The sequence below is a fragment of the Gracilimonas mengyeensis genome, assembly GCF_900182705.1.
Classification (GTDB): Bacteria; Bacteroidota; Rhodothermia; order Balneolales; family Balneolaceae; genus Gracilimonas; species Gracilimonas mengyeensis.
Genome location: NZ_FXTP01000001.1, coordinates 141,772 through 156,834 on the forward strand (window position 1 = coordinate 141,772; position 15,063 = coordinate 156,834).

General features: G+C 43.4%; 14 protein-coding genes. 12 read left to right on the forward strand and 2 right to left on the reverse strand.

The features are described from left to right. Positions 1–2: 2 nt before the first annotated feature. Positions 3–815, reverse strand: a complete 813-nt coding sequence (locus FN815_RS00605) for a hypothetical protein (RefSeq protein ID WP_142452654.1) — start codon at positions 813–815, stop codon at positions 3–5. 470 nt (positions 816–1,285) lie between these two features. Between FN815_RS00605 and trpE the strand changes: the two genes are divergently transcribed. From trpE to FN815_RS00665, 12 genes are all read left to right on the forward strand, one after another. Continuing rightward, positions 1,286–2,746: an anthranilate synthase component I gene (trpE, locus tag FN815_RS00610; RefSeq protein ID WP_142452655.1), complete on the forward strand. Its 1,461-nt coding sequence runs from the start codon at positions 1,286–1,288 to the stop codon at positions 2,744–2,746. A 91-nt stretch (positions 2,747–2,837) separates the two neighbouring features. Then, on the forward strand, positions 2,838–3,824 hold the full coding sequence (gene trpS, locus FN815_RS00615; RefSeq protein ID WP_142452656.1) for a tryptophan--tRNA ligase: 987 nt from the start codon (positions 2,838–2,840) through the stop codon (positions 3,822–3,824). Between the two features lie 139 nt (positions 3,825–3,963). Then, complete coding sequence (locus FN815_RS00620) at positions 3,964–4,527, forward strand: anthranilate synthase component II (protein ID WP_142452657.1); 564 nt, start codon at positions 3,964–3,966, stop codon at positions 4,525–4,527. A 7-nt stretch (positions 4,528–4,534) separates the two neighbouring features. Continuing rightward, the gene (gene trpD, locus FN815_RS00625) at positions 4,535–5,575 is read left to right on the forward strand and encodes an anthranilate phosphoribosyltransferase (protein WP_142452658.1); all 1,041 of its coding nucleotides are present in this window, start codon (positions 4,535–4,537) and stop codon (positions 5,573–5,575) included. A 643-nt stretch (positions 5,576–6,218) separates the two neighbouring features. Next, positions 6,219–7,040, forward strand: a complete 822-nt coding sequence (gene trpC, locus FN815_RS00630) for an indole-3-glycerol phosphate synthase TrpC (protein ID WP_142452659.1) — start codon at positions 6,219–6,221, stop codon at positions 7,038–7,040. A gap of 187 nt (positions 7,041–7,227) precedes the next feature. Then, positions 7,228–7,860 carry a phosphoribosylanthranilate isomerase gene (locus FN815_RS00635; RefSeq protein ID WP_142452660.1) on the forward strand — a complete coding sequence of 211 codons (633 nt, stop codon included), beginning with the start codon at positions 7,228–7,230 and terminating at the stop codon, positions 7,858–7,860. A 524-nt stretch (positions 7,861–8,384) separates the two neighbouring features. Beyond that, positions 8,385–9,605: a tryptophan synthase subunit beta gene (trpB, locus tag FN815_RS00640; RefSeq protein ID WP_142452661.1), complete on the forward strand. Its 1,221-nt coding sequence runs from the start codon at positions 8,385–8,387 to the stop codon at positions 9,603–9,605. Between the two features lie 254 nt (positions 9,606–9,859). Beyond that, positions 9,860–10,108, forward strand: a complete 249-nt coding sequence (locus FN815_RS00645; RefSeq protein ID WP_142452662.1) for a DUF6364 family protein — start codon at positions 9,860–9,862, stop codon at positions 10,106–10,108. Next, positions 10,101–10,523, forward strand: coding sequence for a PIN domain-containing protein (locus FN815_RS00650; protein WP_142452663.1), 423 nt, complete (start codon positions 10,101–10,103; stop codon positions 10,521–10,523). The genes FN815_RS00645 and FN815_RS00650 overlap by 8 nt, the downstream gene beginning before the upstream one ends. A 15-nt stretch (positions 10,524–10,538) precedes the next feature. Then, on the forward strand, positions 10,539–11,336 hold the full coding sequence (gene trpA, locus FN815_RS00655) for a tryptophan synthase subunit alpha (protein ID WP_142452664.1): 798 nt from the start codon (positions 10,539–10,541) through the stop codon (positions 11,334–11,336). Between the two features lie 9 nt (positions 11,337–11,345). Next, on the forward strand, positions 11,346–12,449 hold the full coding sequence (locus tag FN815_RS00660; protein ID WP_142452665.1) for a DUF4837 family protein: 1,104 nt from the start codon (positions 11,346–11,348) through the stop codon (positions 12,447–12,449). 51 nt (positions 12,450–12,500) lie between these two features. Beyond that, entirely contained in the window at positions 12,501–13,274 is a 774-nt protein-coding gene (locus tag FN815_RS00665) for a methyltransferase domain-containing protein (RefSeq protein ID WP_246075087.1), read from the forward strand. A gap of 55 nt (positions 13,275–13,329) precedes the next feature. Here the strand turns inward: FN815_RS00665 and FN815_RS00670 are convergent, their stop codons facing one another. Beyond that, positions 13,330–14,550: an ROK family transcriptional regulator gene (locus tag FN815_RS00670; protein WP_142452666.1), complete on the reverse strand. Its 1,221-nt coding sequence runs from the start codon at positions 14,548–14,550 to the stop codon at positions 13,330–13,332. Between the last annotated feature and the right edge of the window lie 513 nt (positions 14,551–15,063).

Sequence of the window (15,063 nt, forward strand, 5' to 3'; positions counted from 1 at the left end):
GATTATTCAACAATGGTAAAAGTAGTTCGTGCGGTATCGCTCACCATACCGGCATTATCGATGGCGAAGTAGAGGATGTCGTAAGTTTCAGGCCGGTTTCCACTGTAAATGGGAAAATTGATGGTATAGACAGAGTCATTTTTTGCTGAATCATCATAGGTATCACCATCATCAAAGAGTTCAAAAGGTGAATTACTGGCTTCCCCTGTGCGCCGACTTATAAGGCGTAAGAAAACACCGTAAATGGTAGAATCTCCATCTACATCGATAACTGTCGCTTTGAAGTAAGCTTTTTTGCTTCCGGATTCTGGTCTTTGGAATTCTGATTCATTTTCTGCGGATAAAATCTTTGGCGGGGCACTGGAGAAACCATTTACCCTTAATTCGGTTTGGGCATAGTTTCCATACCCGGAAGAATCATTAACAAACACATTTACTACATAATCCCAAATATTGGTGGTAGTAGTTCTAAATTGAACGGGTTGAGAGGTAGAGAAAGAGCCGGTTTCTCCCATTTTTAGTTGACCACTTGCTCCGGTTTTAACTGGAAAGCGGTCTTTTGGTTTTGTGGAAATGTTGTATTGAAGCACATCCGTAGATGCTAAATTCTGTACATCAAACTGCAGCTTCAGGGTGATAGTGGTGTCTTTAAAACCATCGGCATTTTCAGTAAAGGATACGATGGCAGGCGATACGCTCAGGTTGCTTACGCCGGGGGCATCGTCGAGTAATGAGCGTGGAGAGGTGGTTGAATCACATCCCAAAAAAGCAATGCTTACCGCACTTAGCAAAATGGCCCCGAAAAATTTATTCATTGAAAATAGTTTATGATCAGATTCAGCATTTATAATAGCATAACGAGAACTTAGAACCTATACGAACTAAAAATCAATAAATTGTGCAGGAATATTGCATGTACTTTCCGAGCCTGTTATATTCGGCGCGTTATGAAAACTAAAAATGCTCAAATCAACAATTGGTGGTGGCCTGTTATTTCAAATAACAGTGGGCCCGCTACGTAATTGAGCGACGGACAAAAGAATGTTAAAAAACCCACTGTTCATCCGGATAGTGGGTTTTTTTGTTTCTATAGATTGGTTATTGGTTAGTTGAAAATGGTTTTCGAAATCACAATTAATCTTTCTAATCTGGAAGCATGAAAAAGAATGCTGGTTCCAACGCAGAGTGTAGGAACCAGTGGTGAAGTTCGAGAATATGAAAGACAGGACCTCGCTCCACACGCTCTGCGTTGGAGCGAATAGTAGGTTTATGGATAACTAACCAAATGAATAAAGAACAGTTTTTAGCACTTAGTAAAGAATATACAGCCATCCCGGTGTACCGGCGGCTATTGGCGGATGTACTTACCCCGGTTTCCCTGTTTATGAATATCCGCGAAGGTGCGGAATACCCCTTTCTGCTGGAATCGGTTGAAGGAGGGGAGCAACTGGCCCGGTATTCTTTTATCGGGCGCAATCCTTACCAAATTCTGAAATTTGACGGTGAGGATACAACGCTTTCTGCAAATGGAGAAACTGAACAGGTAGAGGTTCCATATTTCGACAAACTTAAGGAACTCACCACTGCTTATTCCGAGCCCACGCTTCCAGAATTACCCAGGTTGAAAGGCGGTGCCGTAGGATTTTCGGCCTATGATACTTTTCGCTTGGTGGAAGATTTGCCGGATGTGCCGGACGATGACCTTCAGCTCCCCGAAGCCATCTGGGCGTTTTATGATCAGATATTTGCTTTCGATCATGTGAAGCACCAGGTAGTGCTGATCAAAACTGTGTTTGTGGAAGAGGAAGATGATCTGGATGAAGCTTACCAAAAGGCACAATCCAGTCTGGATGAAATGGAGGAGGCGGCTTTGAGTTCTAACTATGAAAACCGTCCCTTTAGCATTGATACGGAATCGCTGTCCAGCAATATGGAGCAGGATTATTTTGAAAAGATTGTAGAAAAGGGAAAGGAGTACATCTACGAAGGCGACATCTTCCAGGTAGTGCTATCCCAGCGCTTTGAAGCTGATATGAGTGGCGATCCATTCATGCTCTACCGTGCGTTACGAATGGTGAATCCATCCCCGTATTTATTCTATTTAGATTTTGAGGATTTCCAACTCGTCGGTTCCTCACCGGAAGTGCTGGTGCGCGTGCAGGAAGGCGAAACACGGGTGCTGCCCATTGCCGGTACACGTCCACGAGGCAAAACCCATGAAGAGGATTTAGCACTGGAAGAAGATCTTAAAAACGATCCCAAGGAAGTAGCCGAACACATTATGCTGGTTGATTTGGGACGGAATGATCTCTCACGTGTATGCAAAGCCGGTACCGTAAAAATGGAACGAAATCAGGTGATAGAGCGCTATTCGCACGTGATGCATATTGTCAGCGATGTGGTGGGGGAATTGCGGGAGGATCAAACCTCGGTGGATGCCCTGATGCAATGCTTTCCCGCTGGTACCGTAAGCGGCGCTCCAAAAATCCGGGCGATGGAAATTATTGACGAACTAGAACCTTCTAAACGCGGCGTATATGCCGGGGCGGTGGGCTATTTCGATTTTTCCGGTAATATGGACACCTGTATTGCCATCCGAACCATGGTGGTTACGGATAACAAAGCCTACATTCAGGCCGGTGCGGGTATTGTGGCCGACAGCGATCCCACCAAAGAATTTGAAGAAACACAAAACAAAGCAGGCGCGCTGATTCAAGCGCTAAGCGTAGCTTTAGATATTCAATAAATGTTAACCACGGAGGACTCAGAGTTTCGCGGAGTATTTTCTGTAGCGCGATCCTCTGAAAAATCTAATCAACACTCGATCAATCAAATTAATGAGTAGCAAAAAGACCATACTTTCAGGAATTCAGCCTTCGGGCAAATTGCATATAGGAAACTATTTTGGCGCGATCCGTCAGCACATAGCGATGCAGGAGGAGGGAGAGGCTTTTTACTTCATCGCCAACTATCATTCCCTGACTTCTCTTAATGATGGCGAAAAACTTCGGGAAAACACCATTGACGTCACGCTTGATTACCTGGCGCTTGGCTTAGATCCCAAGAAGGCGACTTTCTTTGCCCAGTCGGATGTGCCCCAGGTGACCGAACTCGCTTGGATATTGGGCACATTGACTCCGGTTTCACTGATGGAGAAAGGCGTTTCCTATAAAGATAAAATTGCGGCGGGATTGAGTCCTAATATCGGCCTTTTTACCTATCCAATTTTACAAGCTGCCGATATCCTGATTTATCACTCCGATATAGTGCCGGTGGGTGAAGATCAAAAGCAAAATATTGAGATTACCCGTGACCTGGCCGGGAAATTCAACTATGCTTACGAAGGCGAATACTTGAAAATCCCCGAAGAACACATTGTGAAATCTGTAGCCGTGGTACCGGGTATCGACGGACGAAAGATGAGCAAAAGCTACGACAACACCATCAATATTTTTGCTGAGGGCAAGCAGCTGAAGAAACGGGTGATGTCTATTGAGACGGATTCCACACCACTGGATGATCCCAAAGATCCCGAAAACGATAATGTGTTTGCCCTAATCAAGCTGTTTGCGGATAAAGAAAAGCAGGATGAAATTGCAGAGAAATATCGTGCAGGCGGATACGGCTACGGTCATGCCAAAAAGGAATTATTAGGCATGATTGAAGATTATTTTGGTGAAGCTCGTGAAAAGCGGCGTGAGATGGCCAAAGATTTGGATTACGTGCACGATGTACTCCGCGAAGGCGGAAAGAAAGCCCGGGAGCGTGCGGAAGAGGTGATGGAGCCTATAAGAGAAGTGGCGGGCATAGTGAATCACAGATGATAAGGATTACACTGATTTCACAGATTTCTTATCAAGAAAATCTGTGAAATCCCTAAATCCGCTAATCCGTGGTTCCAACTCCTTATAAACACAATATCCGGCATTTAACTAAGAACAATCAACGAAATCAGCGAAATCTGTGATCCTTATTATTGACAACTACGACTCCTTCACCTACAACCTGGTGCATCTGGTTGCAGCAGAGACGGATGATTACAAAGTGATTCGCAACGACGCGATGACCCTGGATGAAATACGGGCATTAAAGCCGACAAAAATTTTGATTTCTCCCGGGCCAGGCCGACCGCATGAAGCCGGTATCACCGAAGAAATTATCCGGGAGCTGGGAAAGGAAACTCCGGTTTTAGGTGTTTGCCTCGGACATCAGGCCATTGGCGAAGTGTTTGGAGCTAAAGTGGTACATGCCCCAAAGTTGATGCACGGCAAGGTTTCTAAAGTGTCTCACAACGGGCAGTTTATTTTTAAGGATGTGGAGAAGGATTTCACGGCCACGCGGTATCACTCCCTGGTGCTGGATCCGGATACCATTCCCGAAGTACTGGAAATTACAGCTCATTCCGATGATGGAGTGGTGCAGGGTGTTCGGCATAAAGAGTTCCCGATTCAGGGAATACAATTTCACCCTGAAAGCATTTTGACTACGGAAGGCCCCAAGTTAATCTCAAACTGGTTACGACAATAACACACTCATGGACTTTAAAGAAATACTGAACAAACTCTCTTTTTCTGAAGATCTTACCAAAATTGAAGCCGAGTCTGCGATGAACCTGATTATGTCGGGGGATATTTCGGATCCGCAAATTGCGGCTTTTATTACCGCTATGCGCTTGAAAGGTGAAAGTGTGGAAGAACTCACCGCTTTTGTAAAAGTGATGCGCAGTAAAGCGGTAAAAGTAGAAGTAAATGTGGATGGGGCTATCGATTTAGTAGGCACCGGCGGCGATCAGTCCGGGACTTTCAACATCTCAACCTCGGCCTCTTTTATCACAGCGGCGGCCGGTGTACCAGTTATCAAGCACGGAAACCGAAGTGCTTCAAGCAAGTGCGGCAGTGCTGATGTGTTGGAACATCTCGGCGCAGCTATAGAATTAGGTAAGGAACAGGTTGAGCAAGTATATAAAGAAGTAGGCATGGCCTTTATGTTTGCCCCGATGTTTCACCCGGCTATGAAGCATGTGATGCCCGCCCGGCGCGAAGTTGGTTTTCGAACCTTCTTCAATATTTTAGGTCCCATGGTGAATCCGGCTGGCGTACAGCGCTATGTAATCGGTGCTTTTAATAAAGAGACCGCTGAGAAAATGGTGCATATTTTAGCCAATCTTGGTACCGAATTCGCGTATACATTTAACGCTCATGATGGGTTGGATGAAGTGAGCCTGACTTCTCAATCCGAAATTTTTGAGTTGAAAGATAACCTGGTTTCCACCTCCATTGTGTTTGACCCGGAATCCATTGGGTTTGAGAAAGTAGAAATGAAGGCACTGATGGGCGGAGGAAAAGAAGAAAATGCAGAAATCCTAACAAATATTATGGCCAATAAAGCCACAGATGCGCAGAAAGGCATTGCTTTATTGAATGCCGCTTTTGCAATACAGGCCTCGGGCAAAGTTAAGACGCTGGAAGAAGGCAAAGAACTGGCTGAAGAAGCCCTGGAATCAGGCAAGGCACGTAAGTTATTCAACGACTTTGTGGATGCCACCAACGATGCTATGGGTACTTTTAAGTTTTGAGTGGTGAGTGCTTAGTTTTGAGTTTGTTGAAGCTTTATTACTTGCTAAAGAAAACGATGTTTTTGTTTACTAAGGAACGGAATAGAACACGGATGACGCAGATTGAGTAGATAATCGCTGAAATATGTTGAATTACTAAAAAGCATAATCCCGAAGGGATGAAACATAAATAGCCCTGGGTTTTAACCCGGGGAAAAGAACGGAAATGGAAGAACCTCCGCCCGGCTGGTGTTTTAGACTAATTGGCTTCCGGAGGTTGGGCAACAAGGTTTAACTATGATACTTGTGATGAATTTGATGAACGGTGATTTGGTATTGGACATCATGCCAGTTGATTATTGAATAGAAAGCAGGAACCTTGCAACGTGAACGAATAGGTTTCAAGCGGACGATTAAATAGAAATTATTGTTTGAAACGTACAGATAGAAATCCCTCATAGATGACAGAATATAGCCCACGACTTCAGTCGTGGGTAAAATGAAGAGATCAAAGAACCTCCGCCCGAATGGCATTTTAGACCAGAGGGTTACCGGAGGTTGGGCAATAATATCACAAATGATATATCGAGAAGCTGGAGCTTCTCAGCACGCGTTACCAAGCCAGAGCTTGGTAACGAGAAACAAATATTGAGTTAATGTAAACATGAGCAACATCTTAGAAAAAATAACCGAGAAGACTTCTGAAGATTTGGTGAAGCGTAAGCAGAAGGTTTCTTTCAATGACTTCAATTCCTTTGAGGGATTTGAGAAAGAGCGAATTTCATTCCAAGAAGCACTGGATGGAACCGATCAGGTTTCCATCATTTCAGAAGTCAAGAAAGCCTCGCCGTCGAAAGGCATCATCCGGCCTGATTTTAATCCCGTAGATATCGCCTTGCGATACGAGGAGGGAGGCGCTTCGGCTATTTCTGTACTTACCGACCAACCTTTTTTCCAGGGAGAACTGAAATACTTGGAAGCTATCTCAAAACGGGTTCAGCTGCCTCTTTTGCGAAAGGATTTCATCATCGATCCCTACCAAATAAAAGAAGCCCGGGCTCATGGAGCAGATGCTGTGCTCATCATCGTGGCTATCACCGAAGGCAAGCAACTGGAAGAGCTGCTGCATGCGGCCAAAGAGTTTGGGTTGGACGCGTTGGTTGAATGTTACGATCAAACCGACTTTGACCGTGTGGACTTTAATTTGGTAGATATCCTTGGCGTAAATAACAGAGATTTAAAGAATTTTGAGGTGGATGTGCACCGCGGAATCTCTATCTTGCAACAAGCTCCCGAAGAAACCGTGCTGGTTTCTGAAAGCGGACTTTCTTCAGGCGAAGATCTGGCATTATTGAAAAAAGAAGGGATTCATTCTGCTTTGATTGGCGAATATTTTATGCGTCAGCAGGATCCAGGACAGGCGGTGAAAGATTTGCTGGAGCAAACGGAAGAGGCTTACGAACAATTGATGAAAGCTTCTTCATAATAACACTGTCAGATTAGAATGGAAAAGTTTTTAGTTGTGAATTTTTAGTTTTGAGTTTATTGATCCTGAATTTAACGAAATAGTAAATACTGACTTTGGTTAAAACTGAATGGAATGTTGTTGAGACGGGTATTTGCTGACTACGAACACGCAACCTATAACACGAGACACGAAACCCATACTTCGAATGAAAATTAAAATTTGCGGAATTACGAACCTTGAAGATGCCCGTTTTGCGGCGGGAGCCCTTGTGGATTACCTGGGCTTTATCTTTTATGATAAAAGCCCGCGTTACATTGAACCTGGAGAAGCCGGGGCTATCATCAACTGGATTGAAGGACCGGAAAAGGTTGGTGTGTTTGTAAATCAACCTCTGGATGATGTAAACCGCATTGCCAAAGAAACCGGGCTTGACTATGTGCAGCTGCACGGGGATGAATCTCCCGAATACTGCAGCCTGGTTGAAAAATCCGTGATAAAAGTGATTCATATTGAAGAAGAATCGGTAGAATATTTGTTGAAACACCAGATAGAACAATATGCAGAGGTTGCCGACTATCTTTTGTTTGATACGAAAATTAATGGCCTCTGGGGCGGAACCGGTAAAAGTTTTGATTGGTCGATGATCACGGATTTGGATATCGAGATTCCGTTTTTTCTATCCGGTGGATTGAGTGCTGATAACATTAAGGAAGCTATCGAAACCGTTCAGCCTTTTGCTATTGATGTATCAAGCAGCCTGGAGAAAGAGCCCGGGCTCAAAGACTTTGGGAAAATTGAGGATTTTATGGATGAAATCCGTGACTTGGAGCTGGAGTAGTTATTAGTTCGGAGTGTTTAGTTTTGAGTTTGGTAATAAATTATTCCTCATGGAAAATAGTATCTGTGGTTACAATAGAATGGAACCCCGAATAAATCGGGACAGGCGCGGATGACGCTGATTTAGCGGGTTATTGCTGAGATATTTTGAAATTTTGATAAGATTAAATCCCGAAGGGATGAAACCTGGATAGCCCCGGGTTTTAAGCCGGGGAAAAGAACTGAAATGAAAGAACCTCCGCCCGGAAGATATTTTGAGGCCAAATGGTTAGCGGAGGTTGGAGAATTTCGTTGAACTGTGATGCCCGTGATGTATTAGATAGGTTGTGAAGTTTTTAAACATTATCACAGTGTATCAGTTAAATCGCACCCAATCACAGTTAACAACCGTTGAAAAATATAAAAGACTTTGTGACAATCGAATTAAAATGGATAACAAGGATTATGTTGATACTAACACAGTAGCATTTTTTCCACGTAAAATTGTGGATCAGCATGATATCTGTTCCCTAACAATGTTTATTTATGAACACACAGACTAAAGAAAAGAAGTATACATTTCCTGACAGCCGGGGATATTTTGGTAATTTTGGAGGCAAATTTGTCCCGGAAATACTCATTCCTGCTATCGAAGAGCTGGAAAAAGAATTTTTGAAAGCCAAGAAAGATCCTGAATTCAATACCGAACTTGCTGAACTGCTGGATGAATATGTGGGACGTCCTACCAAATTGACTTATGCTAACCGTCTTACGGAGCATTATGGCAAAGCTAAAATCTACCTGAAACGGGAAGATTTATGCCATACCGGGGCCCATAAAATCAACAATGCGATCGGGCAGGTTTTGCTGGCCCGACGCATGGGGAAGAAGCGTATTATCGCTGAAACAGGTGCCGGTCAGCATGGCGTGGCAACAGCTACAGCCTGTGCCAAGTTTGGGCTGGATTGTATCGTGTATATGGGTGAAGAGGACATGGTGCGCCAAAAACTGAATGTGGACCGGATGGAACTCATGGGAGCAGAAGTCCGAAGCGTTACAAGCGGCTCCAAAACCCTTAAAGATGCAACTAACGAAGCTATTCGTGACTGGGTTACCAATGTGGATACTACCTTTTATATCATTGGTTCTGTTGTGGGGCCACATCCTTATCCGATGATGGTGCGTCACTTCCATCAGATAATTGGCAATGAGGCCAAAGAACAAATTCAGAAGGCCGAAGGGCGAAATCCGGATTACATCGTAGCTTGTGTAGGCGGAGGTTCTAACGCCATAGGTTTATTCTATCCTTTCATTGATGATGAGGAAGTGAAGATCATAGGAGTAGAAGCGGCTGGTTTTGGTGTGGATTCAGGTCAGACGGCCGCCACTATTACCAAAGGCACTCCCGGCATTTTACATGGTTCGTTAAGCTATTTGTTACAAAGCAATGAGGGACAAATTGAGCTGGCTCATTCCATTAGTGCCGGACTGGATTACCCCGGGGTGGGGCCAGAGCATTCTCACCTCAAAGATTTAGGCCGTGTACAATATTACGCCGTTACGGATAAGGAAGCCATGGATGCCGTGAAACTTCTATCCAAAACGGAAGGGATTATACCTGCCCTTGAAACGGCACATGCTTTTGCCCAACTGGAAAAATTAATGCCTGAAACTTCTGAAGATGAAATTGTGATCCTGAATCTTTCTGGCCGGGGAGATAAGGACATGGGAACTATTTCTGAATATATCCGGGATGAGGAAGGGTGATCTCTGTGATAGTTTTGATGTACTGCGATGTTTGAAAAAAATGATCACAGTGCATCACATTAATCATACCCAATCACAGTTAAAACTGAAACGCGAACTACATGGATGCTCAGATAATCGCCGATAAAAGCTTTGTAATCTGAGTCTCAGAATGTTCTTTTGAGGATTACTTTTGTATCCAAGATCAATACTTCTCTCGAATCTAATTGATTAAATAACTACTTTACACGTGTGATATAAAATTTTATACACGTATGAATAAAAAGCTCACATTAACTATTGAAGAAGATATAGTAGAAGAGGCCAAAAAGGTTGCTTCCAGCAAAGGAAGGAGTCTGTCCAGTATGGTTGAAGACTATTTACGAGTAATCACCAAGAATGAAACAGAGACTAAAACTTCTTCCGGAAGGGTAAAAAAGTTGAAGGGAATTCTGAAAGTTGACAGCGATTTTGATTATCAGAAAATTTTGAAGGAAGAAATAAACAAGAAACACCATGGATAAGGTTTTTCTTGATACGGATGTACTTATTGATTTTCTGATCGACCGGGAACCTTTTGCTACCTATGCGGCAGAAATTATGTCTCTTGCAGATAAAGGTTCTATCCAGGTGTCTGTATCTGCCTTAAGTATTAATAATATTCACTATATCATTCGAAAGTATTTAAGCGAAAAGAAAACCAGAGATATATTGGGCGACTTGTTGGCAATGATTGAGATCTTAAAGGTAGATAAACAGGATATTCAACAAGCTCTGGTTAGTCCTTTTAAAGATTTTGAAGACGCTATTCAGCACAGTGTAGCTACTCAGGAAGGAGAGTTGGAAGTCATCATCACCAGAAACATAAAAGATTATAAAAAAGCAGCCATTCAGGTATTTTCACCGGAACAATATTTGAAATTGCGCTCACTCAGTTAAAATTTACCAAATAGCATGAACCGAATACAACAGACTTTTGCTAACAAAAAAGCCGATGAAAAGCTGATGAGCTTATTCATTACGGCGGGCTTTCCTGATCTTGAATCAACCGTGGACCTGGTTTTGGGTTTTGAAGAAAACGGGGCGGATATGATTGAATTGGGCATGCCCTTTAGTGATCCGCTGGCGGATGGGCCCACTATTCAGTACTCCAGTGATATAGCCATACAGAACGGCATCACCATGAACAAGATTTTTGAGATGGTGGAAGCGATCCGCGAAAAATCAGAGATTCCGATCATCCTGATGGGCTATATGAATCCCGTGCTGCATTACGGGGTAGAAAAGTTTGCGCAAAAAGCGGCGGAGGTTGGTGTGGATGGCCTCATCATCCCCGATATTCCTTTGGAAGAAGATGGTTTGATCAAACATCACGCCGAAAAAAATAAGCTGGATGTAATTCATCTGGTAGCACCCAACACTTCGGATGCCCGTATGAAACTGGCCGACGAAAACTCCCAAGGATTTGTATATTGCGTTTCGGTTACTGGTGTGACGGGTGCTCGTGATGGGGACGAAGTTTCCCAATCCGTTGCCCGGTTTATAGAGAGGGTAAACACTCATGTAACAGAAAACCCGGTGATGGTAGGTTTTGGGATTAAGTCGCACCAGGATGCAGTGTCTATTGCAGCTAACACGGACGGCTTTATTGTGGGCAGTGCCTTAATTGACACCATCAAAAATCATTATCCTCAAGAGGGATGGCAATCCAAATTGTTTTCCTTCGTTCATGCACTGAAACATGGAAATTAATCAGATATCATGCGAACAATTTTAACGGCTACCATTCTTTCAATTTTTTCATTTCTACTCATTTCCTGCGATGGTGATTACCGTCCATTGGCGGAAGGCAACACCCGTGAAGTCGTTGTGGTGATGGATTCTACCAAATGGGAAAGCGCTACAGCTCAGGCCATTCGTGAGACCATTGGCCGGTATGTGTTTACCGTTCCCAATGCCGAGCCTTACTACGATCTTCAATTTACCCAGATACGTTCTCAGTCTCATTTGGAGCGCTTACGTAAGCATAAAAACCTCATCTTTGCGGCGCCCATTGATGAAGAATCAAATGTTGGGCGACAGATTCGCGGGTTTTTGGATGAATCGGTTGAAGAGCGGGTAAAACAAGGAGAGAGCTTTGCCTTTCCGGTGATCGATCAATGGTACCGGGATCAGTACGTACTGATTTTAACCTCCACTTCGGATTCGACTTTGGCTCAGAAAATTCGAAATACGGAAAATTCCCTGCTTTCCAATATGCTGCAGAAAGAGCTTAAGCGCTGGGAATATTTTGTGTATGAGAAAAAAGAACAAACCAACCTGTCTGACTCCCTGTGGGAAGATCATGGCTTTAAAGTTCGTTTCCAGCATGATTATGTGAAGAATGTGGATACCCTCAATTTTCAAACCTATCGAAGGTTTCTTCCCCAAAACGATCGCTGGATGTGGATTTGGTGGAAAAATGATGTAGAGGATATTTCTTTCCTGGATGACAACTGGATCAATACTACAAGGGATTCACTATCCAGAGAATACATCAAAGGCGCTCGAGACAGCATGTACGTAAATACCTATTATGGCAGGCCTGAAACTCGTCCCGTAATCACCGAATCATTCCAAAAAGGCCGGCTTTTGGCGTATGAAACACGTGGCACCTGGCATATGGTAAACGGAGCCATGGGCGGACCTTTTGTGAACTTTACCTATTACGATCCAGATACCAACCGTTTGTTTATGATTGAATATTCACAGTTTGCGCCTTCTGTTCGCACCAAACTTCCGTTTGTACGGCAATTCCGCGCCATGGGCCGAACCTTTCAGTCTGATTCTACTTGGACGCCGGAAGAAAATGGGCTGCCTTCATAGGGTAGAGAAGTATCTTACCGCATCAAAGTCTTTCATTCAAGAAACTATGGTTTGAAGCAAGAAGATATACCTCAAAACTATCATCAAGAAGCAGAGATACAGCAAAAAGTAGCCGAGGGCCTTATGTCTTCGCTGATTCCATGGCAGGGGATGCTACCGGACGGACCTATTTTGGAGGTTGGTTGCCGTACGGGTTTTCTCACAGAAAAGCTTCTTAGGCAGTTTCCGGAACGAGAGTTTCTGATTATGGACAGCTCCTCGGAAATGTTAGCCTTTTGTAAGCAACGGTTGGATGAAGAGGGGCTCTTAACCGATAAGGTGCGTTTTCAGTTGTTATCATCTGATTTCTTTTCAGCAGAGGGAGAAGAGCGGTTTGCGATGATTGTAAGCAATTTTGCGGTCCACTGGCAAAAAGATACCTCGCTATTCTTACAGCGTTCTACCGATAAATTATTGCCCGGCGGGTTGATTCTGTGCTCGTTTCCAGGTAATCATTCTTATCCTGATTGGTATGAGCATTGCCTGAAATTGGGCTTGCCACATACGGCCAATCCCTTGCCGGACGTAGAGGAGGTCGCCGTAAAACTTTCCATGGGTCCCATGCAGATCGATTATTACGAAAACGATCTGTACCAGGAATTTGATAGTTCACTGGATTTCTTCCTGCATTTAAAACGTATTGGGGCTGCTGAAAGTACTTTAGGTAAATCACTGAATTATAAACAGTTTAAGCTGCTTACGGATCATTGGGATAAACAGGCTGATGATAAGGTGAAAATCAAATGGCACATTGTATACTTAGCCGGTAAAAAGGATCTCATCTGATAAAAACACAATCGAAGGCCTAAGTTGTATTTCTCCAAACAAGCCTATTATAAAATTAGTCGTCTGAGTTATTTTGCCCGTTTTTCTTAATTAAGACCTGGGGCTGGGGAGCATACAGATCAAACATCGGTAAGGTAGCGGCTCCCAGGGCTGCGGCATCCTCGCCGGCAGTAGCAGTTAAAAATTCAGGTCCGGTCGTTTTTTCAACGATCCGCATATTGTTTAAGCGTGTGGAGAGCCCATCACTAAAATCCTTAAGGATTTCTTCGGGGAGACGCCCCCCGAGAATTATTACTTCGGGATCTAAAAGATTTTCTACGGAAAGGAAGGCTGGAGCTAATAGTTCTTTAGCCAGTTCTATCCATTCCATGAATTTTTCATTTTTGTCCAGATATAACGCCCTTAAGTCTTGTGGACTCTTAACTTTAATATCACTTTTCGCAAGCCAGTTATACAGGCGTGTTAAGTCAAAATGCTCACCTATATGTGGATGGTCTGAATTGCTCAACGGACTAACTCCAGCATCCATAGGGGTATATCCGAGCTCGCCGGCATTATCATTAGCGCCTTCATACAATTGTCCGTTAAGGATAATGCCTCCCCCCAAACCAACTCCAAAGAAGGAATAGAGAAATGAAGAGATATTGCGACCAACGCCGTACCATCTCTCACCAATAGCGGCAGCCGAGGCGTTGTTTTCAAGAAAGATGGGGGCATCGATATGCTGGCTCAAAAGTTTTAAAACAGGAACGTTTTTCCAGTGGGTAAAAGATTTTGGATTCACCACGTTAGATACGGTATTGTCCTGATTTACCTGCATGGGACCAGGAAAGCCAATGCCAATTCCACTCAAGTAGCTGTTTTTGTACTTATCCTTTTCAAATAAATCCTCTGCAGTCTCTGCCATCAATTTGATGGATGCTTCCGGGGTAGGGTCGTTGACTTCAAAATACTTTTTATCTACGAGGTTCCCGGCAAGATCAACTAAAATGCCCGTGAGGTGATCACGATTAAAATCCAAACCAATGGAGTATGCTCCCTTTGGATTAATATCCAGGGTGACGGAAGGGGCCCCGCGTTTCTTTTGCATGCGCTTGCCTTCCATGATGAGGTTACGCTTTAAAAGCCGGTTAACAATATTGGATACGGTTTGGGCAGTTAAATTGGTAGCCCGGGCGATATCAGCCCTGGAAATAGGGCCATTTAGCCGAATAGTTTCAAAAACAATCCGGTGATTAAAAGCTTTGGTATAGGTTAAGTTTGTTCCTGTAAGCATGGTAGTCCCAATAGTAATGAGTCAATTGCCAACGCCGAAAGAGAGGTTGGATAATATTTGCGGAAAGTAGGCATTTAATCCTCTAAAATAAAAAAAGAGTAAAAGCGGCAGTGATCCTTGTAAGCGTTTTCTGCAGAATTGCTCCAAAAATAGTTAAGTACACTTTTTATTTAATATTGAAGACAATTCGCCGAAAAACCGAGAAGGAAATAGTAAAGTCTTGTCAATTTTTTTTAAAAAATATTTGGTTAAATAAACTGAATTGATTAATCTTTGGGTGTATTAAATCAAATAAATTGAATAATTGAAATATTGCTTCAATAGCTTTTATTTGAGGAAAAGTGGAAAAAGTAAATCGATCAGCCTGCGTGTTTGGGAAAAGATAAAGTGGGCATAGCAGCGACTAACATCATTTTTAAAGCAGTGAAAATCTGATGCAGAGGTTCACCCAATTTTCAAATTTGATTCGTATTATTTGGAAGCGCTTTTTAGAGCACGACATTCGATCCTGTT

Bases quoted from the DNA above. Each gene is read 5' to 3' on its own strand.
- FN815_RS00670 (WP_142452666.1), bottom strand. From the start codon at position 14,550: ATGCTTACAGGAACAAACTTAACCTATACCAAAGCTTTTAATCACCGG.
- FN815_RS00605 (WP_142452654.1), bottom strand. From the start codon at position 815: ATGAATAAATTTTTCGGGGCCATTTTGCTAAGTGCGGTAAGCATTGCT.
- FN815_RS00650 (WP_142452663.1), top strand. From the start codon at position 10,101: ATGGATAAGGTTTTTCTTGATACGGATGTACTTATTGATTTTCTGATC.
- FN815_RS00660 (WP_142452665.1), top strand. From the start codon at position 11,346: ATGCGAACAATTTTAACGGCTACCATTCTTTCAATTTTTTCATTTCTA.
- FN815_RS00635 (WP_142452660.1), top strand. From the start codon at position 7,228: ATGAAAATTAAAATTTGCGGAATTACGAACCTTGAAGATGCCCGTTTT.
- trpC (WP_142452659.1), top strand. From the start codon at position 6,219: ATGAGCAACATCTTAGAAAAAATAACCGAGAAGACTTCTGAAGATTTG.
- trpA (WP_142452664.1), top strand. From the start codon at position 10,539: ATGAACCGAATACAACAGACTTTTGCTAACAAAAAAGCCGATGAAAAG.
- trpE (WP_142452655.1), top strand. From the start codon at position 1,286: ATGAATAAAGAACAGTTTTTAGCACTTAGTAAAGAATATACAGCCATC.
- trpB (WP_142452661.1), top strand. From the start codon at position 8,385: ATGAACACACAGACTAAAGAAAAGAAGTATACATTTCCTGACAGCCGG.
- trpD (WP_142452658.1), top strand. From the start codon at position 4,535: ATGGACTTTAAAGAAATACTGAACAAACTCTCTTTTTCTGAAGATCTT.
- trpS (WP_142452656.1), top strand. From the start codon at position 2,838: ATGAGTAGCAAAAAGACCATACTTTCAGGAATTCAGCCTTCGGGCAAA.
- FN815_RS00645 (WP_142452662.1), top strand. From the start codon at position 9,860: ATGAATAAAAAGCTCACATTAACTATTGAAGAAGATATAGTAGAAGAG.